This is a genomic window from Bacillus cereus (assembly GCF_025917685.1).
Taxonomy (GTDB): domain Bacteria; phylum Bacillota; class Bacilli; order Bacillales; family Bacillaceae_G; genus Bacillus_A; species Bacillus_A cereus_AT.
The window spans coordinates 3,558,245-3,572,489 of record NZ_CP089518.1 but is presented as its reverse complement, the minus strand read 5'-3'; the positions used below and the strand labels follow the sequence as shown (position 1 = coordinate 3,572,489).

Here is a 14,245-nt window from a genome sequence, read left to right as displayed (position 1 = left end):
ATAGGTATAATAAGATTAGCAGTTCAGTTAAGGAGGAGTTATGAATGAGTGATCGTCAAGCGGCATTAGATATGGCGTTAAAACAAATAGAGAAGCAATTCGGTAAAGGTTCAATTATGAAATTAGGAGAACAAGCGGAGCGTAGAATTTCTACAATTTCAAGTGGTTCTTTAGCACTAGATGTGGCACTAGGGGTAGGCGGATACCCACGTGGCCGTATTATTGAAATTTACGGACCTGAAAGTTCAGGTAAAACAACAGTTTCATTACATGCAATCGCGGAAGTACAGCGACAAGGTGGACAAGCAGCATTTATCGATGCGGAGCATGCGATGGATCCTGTTTATGCACAAAAATTAGGTGTTAACATCGATGAATTACTATTATCACAGCCTGATACAGGGGAGCAAGGACTAGAAATCGCAGAAGCACTTGTACGAAGTGGCGCGGTTGATATTATCGTAATTGACTCTGTAGCAGCTCTTGTACCGAAAGCTGAGATCGAAGGGGACATGGGTGACTCTCACGTTGGTTTACAAGCACGTTTAATGTCACAAGCACTTCGTAAACTTTCAGGTGCAATCAACAAATCAAAAACAATCGCAATCTTTATCAACCAAATTCGTGAAAAAGTTGGGGTTATGTTCGGAAACCCAGAAACAACTCCAGGTGGTCGTGCGTTGAAATTCTATTCAACTGTCCGTCTTGAAGTGCGTCGTGCTGAGCAGTTAAAACAAGGTAACGACATCGTTGGTAATAAAACGAAAGTAAAAGTAGTTAAAAATAAAGTAGCACCACCATTCCGTGTTGCTGAAGTTGATATTATGTACGGAGAAGGTATTTCAAGAGAAGGTGAAATCTTAGATATGGCTTCTGAACTTGATATCGTGCAAAAGAGTGGTGCTTGGTACTCTTATAATGAAGATCGCTTAGGACAAGGTCGTGAGAATTCGAAGCAATTCTTAAAAGAGAATACGGATTTAAGAGAGGAAATTGCCTTCTTTGTTCGTGAACATCATGGAATTGGTGAAGACTCTGGTGTTGAAGACACGGAAGATTCAACCCTTTAAGATTAAAAATAAAAGACACGGAATCGTGTCTTTTATTTTTAAATTCGCTATGAAAGCGTTGTATATAGTTGGAGATAAAATATTTATTCTATCCAAAAGGCTATGTATAAAGAGGAATATTCATATATTTTACGTGAAGACAATGGGATTTACTAAGGTTTTCCAGGATAATATGCTACCTACTTTTCGAATTCAGATAAGATTCAGGGCTGAAGGTAAAGAAAGTAAAAGTAGACAACGCTTGACAATGAAAATTGCGATAGATACAATGAGAATGTATATTTTTTCTTATATACGATATACTCTTCTCAAGAAGAGAAGTAATATTCGGAGTAAGACTTAAATCTTGCCGAAATAATAATATGACATTTTAATTGTGAAATGAAGAAAGTCCCTTAAAAAAGCGGGACGACGGTCTTTGCTGTACGTTGCTATTCAATGTACATGCCGACAGTCTTTTTTCATTCATAGCAAGGGGAGGTGAAATCATGAGTAGTACAGTTTGGATACTCATCTCCATTTTGCTTGCAACAACAGTCGGTGCAGTTGTTGGCTTTTTTGTTCGAAAGTCTATTGCTGAAGCGAAGATTAATGGTGCAACTAATGAAGCGAAACGTATTCTAGACGAAGCGAATCGTGAGGCAGAAGCACTTAAGAAAGAAGCGCTTTTAGAAGCAAAGGATGAAATTCATACACTTCGTACAGAAGCTGAATTAGAAATTCGTGACCGTAGAAGCGAATTACAAAAACAAGAAAATCGTTTAATGCAAAGAGAAGAGAACCTTGATCGTAAAGACGAAACGCTCGATAAGCGCGAGCAACAGTTGGAAAAGAAAGAGGATTCTCTTGTAGCGAAACAACAACAGATTGAAGAGTTGGAAAGCAAAGTGGGAGAGTTAGTTCAAAAGCAACAAACAGAATTAGAGCGCATTTCCAATCTGACACGCGAACAAGCGAAAGCAATTATTCTTGGTAAAGTAGAAAGTGAAGTTTCTCATGAAATTGCCGTTATGGTAAAAGAAAGTGAAGTTCGTGCGAAAGAAGAAGCGGATAAGAAAGCAAAAGAGATTTTATCTCTTGCAATGCAAAGATGTGCAGCTGATCATGTTGCTGAAACAACCGTTTCGGTTGTAAATCTTCCAAACGACGAAATGAAAGGACGTATTATCGGACGTGAAGGTCGTAATATTCGTACGCTAGAAACGTTAACAGGTATTGACCTTATTATCGATGATACGCCAGAAGCGGTAATTCTATCTGGATTTGACCCGATTCGTCGTGAAACAGCTCGTATCGCTCTTGATAAACTAGTACAGGACGGACGTATTCACCCAGCGCGTATTGAAGAGATGGTCGAAAAATCAAGACGTGAAGTGGACGAGTATATTCGTGAAGTCGGAGAGCAAACAACGTTTGAAGTGGGTGTTCATGGCTTACATCCAGATTTAATTAAGATTTTAGGTCGTTTAAAATACCGTACAAGTTACGGACAAAACGTCTTAAAACACTCTATGGAAGTTGCATATTTAACTGGACTTATGGCAGCGGAGCTTGGTGAGGATGAAAAACTAGCAAGACGTGCTGGTCTATTACATGATATCGGAAAAGCAATTGATCATGAAGTAGAAGGTAGCCACGTTGAAATTGGTGTTGAACTCGCAACGAAATATAAAGAGCACCCTGTTGTAATAAACAGTATCGCATCTCACCATGGTGACACAGAACCAACTTCTATCATTGCAGTTCTAGTTGCAGCAGCAGATGCATTATCAGCTGCAAGACCGGGAGCTCGTAGTGAAACACTTGAGAACTACATTCGTCGTCTTGAAAAGTTAGAAGAAATTTCAGAGTCTTATGAAGGCGTAGAAAAATCTTTCGCAATTCAAGCAGGACGTGAAGTTCGTATTCTGGTAAAACCGGATACAATTGATGATTTAGAAGCTCATCGTTTAGCTCGTGATATTCGAAAACGTATTGAAAATGAACTGGATTATCCAGGACATATTAAAGTTACTGTTATTCGTGAAACACGTGCAGTGGAATACGCAAAATAAAGTGGTGAAATACCACTTTATTTTTTTGTGTTGGAATTGGGTAAAATAAAGAAAATTATTTATGAGAAGTATGCAAGTGAAAGAAACTTATAATAGGTAAAATTTTAATATTATAAGGAAATTGCTTGTTAGAGTAAGGCAATAAAAAATGTAGTACATAGAAAGGGTAAGACATATGAGAATATTATTTGTTGGGGATGTAGTAGGATCTCCTGGTAGAGACATGATTCAACAGTACGTACCGGCATTAAAGAAAAAATATACACCTACAGTAACAATCATTAATGGAGAAAATGCTGCGGGTGGACGTGGAATTACGGAAAAAATATATCGAAACTTTTTGGAGTGCGGGGCACAGGCAGTTACGCTTGGAAACCATGCTTGGGATAATCGTGAAGTATTTGAATTTATTGATGATGCTAAATATCTTGCAAGACCAGCTAACTTCCCAGAAGGAACGCCAGGAAAAGGTCTTATCTTTGTGAACTGTAACGGAACAGAAGTTGCGGTAATTAACTTACAAGGACGTACTTTCCTTCCTCCAATTGATTGTCCATTCCGTAAAGTGGATGAATTAATCAATATTGCAAAAAAACGTACGAATATTATCTTTGTTGATTTTCATGCTGAAACAACAAGTGAGAAGCAGGCGTTAGGTTGGTACGTAGATGGTCGTGCTACAGCTGTAGTAGGTACACATACACACGTTCCTACAGCTGATAATCGTATTTTACCAAGCGGAACAGCTTATATTACAGATGTTGGTATGACAGGACCGTATGATGGTATTTTAGGTATGGATCGCGAAGCGGTATTGAAGAAGTTTTTAACGAACTTACCAGTACGTTTTGAAGTAACGAATGGCAGAACGCAATTAAGTGCAGTTTTAATCGATGTGGATCCAAATACAGGGAAAGCGAAGAAAATTGAACGCATTTTAATTAATGATGATCAGCCGTTTTTTGAGTAATTTTTAACGAAAAATTAGAGAAGTCATTATATTTTAATTTTTTAGAAAAATTACAGAAATTTAGCAGGAATACGTGCCATTCCTCGTGAATATAAGTTAAAGTGAAATAATTGCTATTACTTTTTATAAAAACGAGGAGGAAACGCGGAATGGAAATATTAAAAGTTAAAGCAACGTCGGTCCCTAATTCTGTAGCTGGTGCACTTGCAGGTGTTATTCGCGAACGCGGAACAGCAGAAATTCAAGCTATTGGTGCAGGTGCATTGAACCAAGCGGTAAAGGCAGTAGCAATTGCAAGAGGATTTGTAGCGCCTAGTGGCTTGGATCTGATTTGTATCCCAGCGTTTACAGATATTATGATTGATGGCGAAGAGCGTACAGCAATAAAATTAATTGTAGAACCTCGTTAAGTTGAAACAACCTGTTTGCATGTATGCAAACAGGTTGTTTTTATAGTGGAGGAATGAATATGAAAATTTTTGATGCTCATTGCGATGTACTCTTTCAGTTATGGAGTGCAAAGGGAAAAAAAGACTTTCAAAACGATTCACAATTACATATTACATTTGAACAATTAAAGAAAAGAAAAGGAAGTATACAATGCTTTGCGATATATGTACCAGAAACAGTAGCGTATGAAAAGCGCTTTGAAGTTGCACTGCAAATGATAGATATTTTTCATAGTGAAATTCTATCGCTACCAGGAATGAAGTTTATTCAGACAAAAAACGATATTAACATGCTAAAACAGGACGAGACTGGAGCGTTATTAACATTAGAAGGATGCGAAGCGATTGGAAAAGAAGCGATGAGATTACGTTTGTTTTATCGCTTAGGTGTACGTTCCTTTGGATTAACATGGAACTATGCTAATTTATTAGCTGATGGGGCGCTAGAGACACGTGGTGCAGGCTTAACTACATTTGGTAGACAAGTTGTACAAGAACTTAATATGTTAGATTTATGGACCGATGTGTCTCATTTAAATGAAAGAAGCTTTTGGGATGTTATAGAAATAGCTAAAAACCCAATTGCATCTCACTCAAACTGTTATCAACTTTGTGGGCATCCACGCAATTTAACCGATGAACAAATAAGAGCTCTCATAAAGAAAAATAGCATTATTGGTATTACATTCGTACCGCAGTTTTTAACGAATGAAAGACAAGCGAATATAGCAGATATATTAAGACATGTGGAATATATTTGTTCATTAGGTGGAGAAAAAAATATAGGATTCGGTTCGGATTTTGATGGGATTTTAGAAACTGTTGTAGGTGTAGAAGCATACAGGGATTATGAAAATATAATTAATCACCTGTGTAAAAAGTATAGTGAATCAACTGTAGATCGATTTTTGTATAAAAATTTTGTTGACTGTGTAACGTTCTAAAGATTGCGTTTTAAAAATTCAGAAAAATTAAAATAAATTCACTTGAATTTATTGATTTTTTTAAGACCTAATACTAGAATGGAAAACGAAATAGCTTTATACTAAAGATTCAGGGAAATCAGAAGAGGCATAATTTGCGTCCATTGTAGTTTATTTGTATAAAAAATGCTAAACTAATACTGTAAAAAAATACACTACAATGAATGCAGCCAAAAGGGGTGTAGGAGATGATTAGTCAACTTTCATGGAAAGTTGGAGGCCAACAAGGTGAAGGAATTGAAAGTACAGGGGAAATCTTCTGTATTGCATTAAACCGATTAGGATATTACCTATACGGTTACCGCCACTTCTCATCACGTATTAAAGGCGGCCATACAAATAATAAAATTCGTGTAAGTACAACAGAAGTACGCGCGATCTCAGATGATTTAGATATTTTAATTGCTTTTGATCAAGAAACAATTGATTTTAACTTCCACGAACTACGTCCGGGTGGAATTGTAGTTGCGGATGCGAAATTTAATCCAACAATACCTGATAATACAGATGTAAATCTATATGTGATACCGTTTACAGATATTGCTTCAGAGTTAGGCACATCATTAATGAAAAACATGGTTGCTGTTGGGGCATCTAGTGCGGTATTAGGATTAGACGAAACAGCGTATTTAGATGTTGTTGAAGAAATCTTTGGTCGTAAAGGAGAGCAAGTCGTTCAAAAGAATATGGAAGCCATTAAACGCGGCTCTCAATATATGAAAGAATTGCTTGGTGAAAAAGTAAACATGATGCAGCTTGAAAAAGCTGACGGTAAGAAACGCATGTTTATGATTGGAAACGACGCAATCGCATTTGGTGCAGTAGCTGGTGGTGCTCGCTTTATGTCTGCATATCCAATCACACCTGCATCTGAAATTATGGAATACTTAATTAAAAAGTTACCGAAAGTCGGCGGGACAGTAATCCAAACTGAGGATGAAATCGCAGCTTGTACAATGGCAATCGGCGCAAACTACGCTGGTGTTCGTACATTAACAGCATCTGCTGGTCCTGGTCTTTCTTTAATGATGGAAGCAATAGGTTTAGCAGGTATTACTGAAACACCGCTAGTTATCATTGATACACAACGTGGTGGTCCAAGTACGGGCTTACCAACAAAACAAGAGCAGTCTGACTTAATGGCTATGATTTACGGAACGCATGGTGAAATTCCAAAAATCGTAATGGCGCCAAGCACAGTTGAAGAAGCTTTCTATGATATTGTAGAAGCATTTAACTTAGCAGAAGAATATCAAGTGCCTGTTATCTTCTTAACAGATCTACAGCTTTCTTTAGGAAAGCAAACAGTAGAACCACTTAAGTTAGATAAAGTTGAAATTCGTCGCGGTAAGCTTGATTTAGAAGTAGAATTACCAGAACGTGAAAATAAAGCATACTTCAAGCGTTATGAAGTAACAGAAGATGGAATTTCACCACGTGTTTTACCTGGTATGAAAAATGGTATTCACCATGTTACAGGTGTAGAACATGATGAAACGGGTAAACCATCTGAATCAGCGTTAAATCGTAAAGAACAAATGGACAAACGTTTCCGTAAAATGGCGAACTTGCAGTTTAATACCCCTATTTACAAAAATGCTAAGCATGATGAAGCAGACGTATTGTTAGTTGGCTTTAACTCAACTCGTGGTGCGATCGAAGAGGCAATGCAGCGTTTGGAACAAGAAGGAATGAAAGTAAACCATGCCCATGTACGTTTAATTCATCCGTTCCCAACAGCTGAAATCGATCCACTTGTGAAAAAAGCGAAGCGTGTTGTAGTAGTAGAAAATAATGCAACTGGTCAGCTTGCTAACATTATGAAAATGAATCTTGGTAATGGTGAGAAAATTTCTAGTCTTTTAAAATATGACGGAAATCCATTCTTACCGAAAGAGATTTACAACGAATGCAAAAAAGGGGTTGTATTAAATGGCAACATTTAAGGACTTTCGTAACAGTGTAAAACCAAACTGGTGCCCAGGTTGCGGAGACTTCTCAGTGCAGGCTGCGATTCAACGTGCGGCAGCTAACGTTGGTTTAAATCCAGATGAGCTAGCTGTTATTTCTGGTATCGGCTGTTCAGGTCGTATTTCAGGCTACATTAATTCGTATGGTTTGCATAGTATTCACGGGCGTGCTCTTCCGATTGCACAAGGTGTGAAAATGGCAAATCGTGATTTAACAGTTATTGCATCCGGTGGTGACGGTGATGGTTTTGCGATTGGTATGGGACATACAATCCATTCTATTCGTCGTAACATTGACATTACGTACATTGTAATGGATAACCAAATTTACGGATTAACAAAAGGTCAAACTTCACCACGAAGTGAAGCTGGATTTAAAACGAAAAGTACACCACAAGGTTCAATTGAACCATCACTAAATGTTATGGAAATGGCTTTAACAGCTGGTGCGACATTTGTGGCGCAAAGCTTTTCAAGTGATTTGAAAGAACTAACACAAATTATTGAAGCTGGCATTAATCATAAAGGATTTTCATTAATTAACGTATTTAGTCCATGTGTTACTTACAATAAAGTAAATACTTATGATTGGTTTAAAGAGAATTTAACGAAACTAAGTACAGTAGAGGGATATGATCCATCTAATCGCATGATGGCTATGCAAACATTAATGGAAAAGAACGGGTTAGTAACAGGTTTAATTTATCAAAATACAAAGCAACCTTCTTACCAAGAACTTGTAAATGGCTATAGCGAGAAGCCTTTAGTGCAAGCTGATTTAAATATGGATCAGAAAATGTTTGATGAACTTGTTGCTGAATTTATGTAATATAAGAAGAGGAGGTTGCCATGTGGCAACCTTTTTTCATGAGAAAAATATAAGGCAGTCTTATTTACTTAGAAAATTCAGAATGGTAAAATAATATATAAATCGTTGTATGAAAATGGTGAGTTCATTGTATATGAAATGTAAGATCCAAACAGAGCCTCTTTCTTGTTAAAATTGGCGAAACGCTTCATACTATGGTAATGTTTATAAGGATAAAGCAATATGCTTTTGGGTAGGACAAAAAGAAATGTTAAAAGGGAATGTCTATTTGTGTGTGGGGAAGACTTCATTCTTATGAATGATTAGATTGATTACTCAAGTTTCAAAGGACAAGTTATCTCTCAAGCTATCTAACCATTTTTGAGGTGAGTCAAAGCGCATTAAAATGGACTATAGAATGTGTATAGTTAAGGGTGAAAGGAGATTACCGATGAACGAGCAACAACGATTAGCAAGTCAACAAGCAAATTCCTCTATGAAAAAAGAAGAGAAAGATTATAGTAAATACTTTGAAAGTGTATACCAACCACCTTCCTTAAAAGACGCGAAAAAACGAGGGAAAGAAGAAGTTAAAATTGAACGGGATTTTGGCTTACCTGAAGAGTTTCGCAATTTTGGTACAGGAAGAAAGTTCTATATTCGTACATATGGTTGTCAAATGAATGAACATGATACCGAAGTAATGGCGGGGATTTTTACCGCACTTGGATATGAGCCAACCTTTTCAACTGAAGATGCAGATGTAGTGTTATTAAATACTTGTGCCATTCGTGAAAATGCTGAAAATAAAGTGTTCGGTGAACTAGGTCATTTAAAGTCATTAAAACGAAGAAATCCGGACCTTTTAATTGGTGTATGTGGTTGTATGTCGCAAGAAGAATCCGTTGTAAATAAAATTATGCAAAAAAATCAGCATGTAGATATGGTGTTTGGAACGCATAATATTCATAGATTACCGTACATTCTAAAGGATGCAATGTTTTCGAAGGAGACGGTAGTTGAAGTTTGGTCAAAAGAAGGGGATGTAATTGAAAACCTTCCGAAAGTACGCCGTGGCGATATTAAAGCTTGGGTAAATATTATGTATGGCTGTGATAAGTTCTGTACATATTGTATTGTGCCGTATACACGTGGAAAAGAGCGAAGCAGACGTCCAGAAGACATTATCCAAGAAATCCGCCATTTAGCTGCGAATGGTTATAAAGAAATTACGTTACTTGGACAGAACGTAAATGCATATGGTAAAGACTTTGAAGATTTTGAATACGGACTTGGCGATTTAATGGACGAACTCCGTAAAGTTGATATTGCCCGTATTCGTTTTACAACGAGCCATCCACGCGATTTCGATGATCACTTAATTGAAGTGCTTGGAAAAGGTGGAAACTTAGTAGAACATATTCACTTACCAGTTCAATCTGGAAGCACAGAGATGTTGAAAATTATGGCGCGTAAATATTCACGTGAGCATTATTTAGAGCTTGTAAGAAAAATTAAAGAAGCAATTCCAAACGCGGTATTAACGACTGATATTATCGTCGGTTTCCCAAATGAAACTGATGAGCAATTTGAAGAAACGATGTCGTTATATCGTGAAGTAGGATTTGATACTGCCTTTACCTTTATTTATTCTCCGCGCGAAGGTACACCAGCTGCGAAGATGAAAGATAATGTACCGATGGAAGTGAAGAAAGAACGTCTTCAACGCTTAAATACATTAGTAAATAAATTGGCAGTTGAAAAGAATGATCGTTATAAAGGTCAAATTGTAGAAGTGTTAGTTGATGGGGAAAGTAAAAATAACGCGGAAGTACTTGCAGGTTATACTCGTACGAATAAACTTGTAAACTTCGTTGCGCCAAAATCTTTAATTGGTCAGCTAGTGAAAGTAAAAGTAACGGATGCGAAAACTTGGTCTCTTAACGGAGAATTAGTTGAAGAGCCGATTGAGGTGGAATGATAGATGAAAGTATATACGAAAGATGAAATTGTTGAGCAAGCGAAAGAATTAGCAAAAATGATTTCTGAAACAGAAGAAGTTGATTTCTTTAAGAAAGCAGAGGCGCAAATTCATAAAAATGAAAATGTAAAGCGCGCAATTGATGAAATTAAAGCACTGCAAAAGCAAGCAGTAAACTTGCAGCATTACGGGAAATGGGAAGCTTTGAAAAAAGTAGAAGCTGAAATTGATGCATTGCAAGATAAGTTGGATAGTATCCCAGTTGTACAAGAATTTAAATCTTCACAAACATATGTAAATGACTTACTACAGCTAGTTGCCAGTACGATTTCTAACAACGTAACAGATGAAATATTAATTTCAACTAATGGTGATGTATTGAAGGGTGAAACGGGCGCAGAGGTAGAAAGTAAAAAAGGAAATTGTGGTTGTTAAAGAGATGTCGAATTGACATCTCTTTTTTTAGTAGGTTAAACGTAAGTTCTTCTCGAAAAAAGAATGACACATTCCGCTATTGTCACGCATATGATTAAGTGAATAGTGATTGAGGAGGGTTACGAATGTCCGAATTTAGAGAGATTATTACAAAAGCAGTGGTTGGAAAAGGACGTAAGTATACAAAGTCAACGCATACATGTGAATCGAATAATGAGCCAACAAGTATTTTAGGGTGCTGGGTAATTAACCACTCGTACGAAGCAAGAAAGAATGGAAAGCATGTGGAAATTGAAGGTTTCTATGATGTGAACACTTGGTATTCGTTTGATGGTAATACAAAGACAGAAGTTGTAACAGAACGTGTGAACTACACTGATGAAGTGAGTATTGGGTATCGTGATAAAAACTTTTCTGGTGATGATTTAGAAATTATTGCTCGTGTCATTCAGCCACCAAATTGTTTAGAAGCTCTTGTATCACCAAATGGTAATAAAATCGTTGTGACTGTAGAACGTGAATTTGTAACAGAAGTAGTTGGCGAAACGAAAATTTGTGTAAGTGTAAATCCTGAAGGGTGTGTAGAATCAGACGAAGATTTCCAAATCGATGATGATGAGTTTGAAGAATTAGATCCGAACTTTATCGTTGATGCAGAAGAAGAGTAATAGAAAGCTAGGGAGAAGTTCTTCCTAGCTTTTTACTTTACATAAGTAGTGCTTGAATGACCATGATTCCTTATGAAATGTGCTATAATGAAGAAAGACTCCTGAAATAGGAGATATGGATGTCCGTGAAGTGTGACATATATGAATATAGATTATTATGTAAGAATTATGGAGGATAAGTATGACGCAATATACGCCTATGATACAGCAATATTTAAAGGTTAAGGCAGACTATCAAGATGCCTTTTTATTTTTCCGATTAGGTGATTTTTATGAAATGTTCTTTGAAGATGCGGTTAAAGCAGCTCATGAACTTGAAATTACATTAACGAGCCGAGATGGTGGTAGTAGTGATCGTATACCGATGTGCGGTGTACCACATCATGCAGCTAAAAATTATATTGAGCAACTTGTTGAAAAAGGATATAAAGTAGCTGTTTGTGAGCAAGTGGAAGATCCAAAAACAGCTAAAGGTGTAGTGCGCCGTGAAGTCGTACAACTCATTACGCCAGGAACGATGATGGAAGGGCGTACGATTGATGAGAAAGAAAATAACTTCTTAGCAGCATTAACACATTTTGAAGATGGATCGTATGCTTTAGCTTGTAATGATTTAACGACTGGACAAAATACAGTAACGTTGTTAACAGGTTCAGTAGAAGATATTTTATTAGAAGTGTATGCAACTGGTTCAAAAGAAATTGTTGTAGATTCTACATTTTCGAAAGATGAATTAAATAAATTAACTGCAACATTAAAAATGACGATTTCGTATGAAGATGCAACAACGATTCCAGAGGGATTAGAACATCTTGTGAAAAACGTTTCACAAGCAAAGTTAATTAAAGCAGTTGGACGCTTATTTAACTATGTGATAAGAACGCAAAAACGTTCGTTAGACCATTTGCAACCAGTGGAAATTTATTATACAAACCAGTTTATGAAAATTGATGTGCATTCAAAGCGAAATCTAGAGCTGACAGAAACACTTCGAACGAAAGAAAAAACAGGATCATTACTATGGCTATTAGATAAAACGAAAACAGCTATGGGCGGTCGCATGTTAAAACAGTGGATGGAACGTCCACTGATCCAAAAAGAAAAAGTAGAAGAGCGTTTAGAAATGGTTGAAACATTTGTAAATGATTACTTCTTACGTGAAGATTTAAAAGAAAAATTAAAAGAAGTATATGATTTAGAACGTTTAGCAGGGAAAGTTGCATTTGGTAATGTGAATGCACGGGACTTATTACAGTTAAGACGATCTTTACTTCAAGTACCAGCTATTTTAGAAGCGATTAGTTTGTTAGATAATGCTTATGCAGCAAGGTTAATTCAAGGTGCGGATCCATGTGAGAGCTTAACTGAATTACTAGGAAGAAGTATTCAAGAAAACCCACCGCTTTCTATTAAAGATGGAGATATTATTAAAGACGGTTATAATGACAAGCTTGATCAATATCGATACGTTAGTAAAAATGGAAAAACGTGGATCGCTGAGCTTGAAAAACGAGAGCGTGATATTACAGGAGTTAAATCATTAAAAATCGGGTACAACCGTATTTTCGGTTATTACATTGAAGTAACGAAAGCGAACCTTGCAGCATTACCAGAAGGCCGCTATGAGCGTAAACAAACACTTGCTAATGCTGAACGTTTCATAACAGATGAGCTGAAAGAAAAAGAAACGTTAATCTTAGAAGCAGAAGAAAAAATTGTACAACTAGAATACGATTTATTTACAGCGCTTCGTGAAGAAGTAAAAGTATTTATTCCGAAATTACAGCATTTAGCGAAAGTAATTAGTGAATTAGACGTACTGCAAAGTTTCGCGACAGTTAGTGAAGAAGAACAGTTTGTAAAACCTGTTTTAACAACTAAGCGCGAAATCTTTATTAAAGATGGTCGTCATCCTGTCGTTGAAAAAGTATTGAACGGGAAATTGTATGTACCGAATGATTGTATTATGCCGGAGAAGATGGATGTCTTTTTAATTACAGGACCGAACATGTCTGGTAAAAGTACGTATATGAGACAATTAGCGCTTGTAACTGTTATGTCGCAAATCGGTTGTTTCGTACCAGCAACAGAAGCGGTATTACCTGTATTCGATCAAATCTTTACGAGAATTGGTGCAGCGGATGATTTAATCTCAGGTCAAAGTACATTTATGGTTGAAATGTTAGAAGCGAAAAATGCAATTGCAAATGCATCAGAAAGAAGTTTAATTTTATTCGATGAAATTGGACGCGGTACATCTACGTATGATGGTATGGCACTTGCACAAGCAATCATTGAACATATTCATGACCAAATTGGTGCGAAAACATTATTCTCTACACATTATCATGAATTAACGGTGTTAGAAGAAAGTTTAGACCAACTAAAAAATGTACATGTTTCAGCAATTGAAGAGAATGGAAAAGTAGTTTTCCTTCATAAAATTCAAGATGGAGCGGCTGATAAAAGTTACGGAATTCACGTTGCTCAACTTGCTGAGCTTCCAGATAGCTTAATCGCTCGCGCGAAAGAAGTGTTAGCACAACTAGAAGGACAGGAAGAAATTATTATTCCAAAGCGCACAGAAGTGAAAGTGCAAGAAGTTATTCCAGAACCTGTAGTTGTAAAAGAAGCGCCAGTAGAAATACAAGAGAAGAAAGTAGAGACTGAAGAAGAATCACAACTATCATTTTTTGGTGGAGAACAGTCTTCGAAAAAACAAGACAAGCTAGTTTTAGATGTAAAAGAAACAGCAGTACTTGCGCAAATTAAAAAAATTGATTTACTTGATATGACACCTTTAGAAGCGATGAATGAACTGTATCGCTTGCAGAAAAAGTTAAAGAAAGGATGAGTA

Annotated in this window: 11 protein-coding genes; all 11 read left to right on the top strand. The window is 36.7% G+C overall.

The window, feature by feature from the left end:
- Positions 1-44 precede the first annotated feature (44 nt).
- The 11 genes from recA to mutS all read left to right on the top strand — a co-directional run bounded on the left by recA (position 45) and on the right by mutS (position 14,242).
- Positions 45-1,070: a recombinase RecA gene (gene recA / locus LUS72_RS18450; protein WP_264447773.1), complete on the top strand. Its 1,026-nt coding sequence runs from the start codon at positions 45-47 to the stop codon at positions 1,068-1,070.
- A 488-nt stretch (positions 1,071-1,558) separates the two neighbouring features.
- Positions 1,559-3,124: a ribonuclease Y gene (rny, locus tag LUS72_RS18445; protein WP_071746754.1), complete on the top strand. Its 1,566-nt coding sequence runs from the start codon at positions 1,559-1,561 to the stop codon at positions 3,122-3,124.
- A gap of 175 nt (positions 3,125-3,299) precedes the next feature.
- Positions 3,300-4,094: a TIGR00282 family metallophosphoesterase gene (locus tag LUS72_RS18440; protein ID WP_001221088.1), complete on the top strand. Its 795-nt coding sequence runs from the start codon at positions 3,300-3,302 to the stop codon at positions 4,092-4,094.
- Positions 4,095-4,243: 149 nt separating this feature from the next.
- On the top strand, positions 4,244-4,504 hold the full coding sequence (gene spoVS, locus LUS72_RS18435; RefSeq protein WP_000404341.1) for a stage V sporulation protein SpoVS: 261 nt from the start codon (positions 4,244-4,246) through the stop codon (positions 4,502-4,504).
- Between the two features lie 59 nt (positions 4,505-4,563).
- A complete protein-coding gene (locus LUS72_RS18430) occupies positions 4,564-5,487 on the top strand; it encodes a dipeptidase (protein ID WP_264447767.1) in 924 nt (307 codons plus the stop codon).
- Positions 5,488-5,714: 227 nt separating this feature from the next.
- Positions 5,715-7,472 (top strand): 2-oxoacid:acceptor oxidoreductase subunit alpha, encoded by a 1,758-nt coding sequence (locus tag LUS72_RS18425; protein WP_097830994.1) that lies wholly within the window; start codon positions 5,715-5,717, stop codon positions 7,470-7,472.
- Complete coding sequence (locus LUS72_RS18420) at positions 7,459-8,325, top strand: 2-oxoacid:ferredoxin oxidoreductase subunit beta (RefSeq protein WP_097830995.1); 867 nt, start codon at positions 7,459-7,461, stop codon at positions 8,323-8,325. The genes LUS72_RS18425 and LUS72_RS18420 overlap by 14 nt, the downstream gene beginning before the upstream one ends.
- Positions 8,326-8,755: 430 nt before the next feature.
- The gene (gene miaB / locus LUS72_RS18415; protein ID WP_097830996.1) at positions 8,756-10,285 is read left to right on the top strand and encodes a tRNA (N6-isopentenyl adenosine(37)-C2)-methylthiotransferase MiaB; all 1,530 of its coding nucleotides are present in this window, start codon (positions 8,756-8,758) and stop codon (positions 10,283-10,285) included.
- Positions 10,286-10,288: 3 nt separating this feature from the next.
- A complete protein-coding gene (locus LUS72_RS18410; protein WP_097830997.1) occupies positions 10,289-10,720 on the top strand; it encodes a YlbF/YmcA family competence regulator in 432 nt (143 codons plus the stop codon).
- A 125-nt stretch (positions 10,721-10,845) separates the two neighbouring features.
- Positions 10,846-11,388, top strand: a complete 543-nt coding sequence (gene cotE / locus LUS72_RS18405; RefSeq protein WP_001288800.1) for an outer spore coat protein CotE — start codon at positions 10,846-10,848, stop codon at positions 11,386-11,388.
- A gap of 181 nt (positions 11,389-11,569) precedes the next feature.
- Positions 11,570-14,242, top strand: coding sequence for a DNA mismatch repair protein MutS (mutS, locus tag LUS72_RS18400; protein ID WP_264447759.1), 2,673 nt, complete (start codon positions 11,570-11,572; stop codon positions 14,240-14,242).
- The last annotated feature ends 3 nt before the right edge of the window (positions 14,243-14,245 follow it).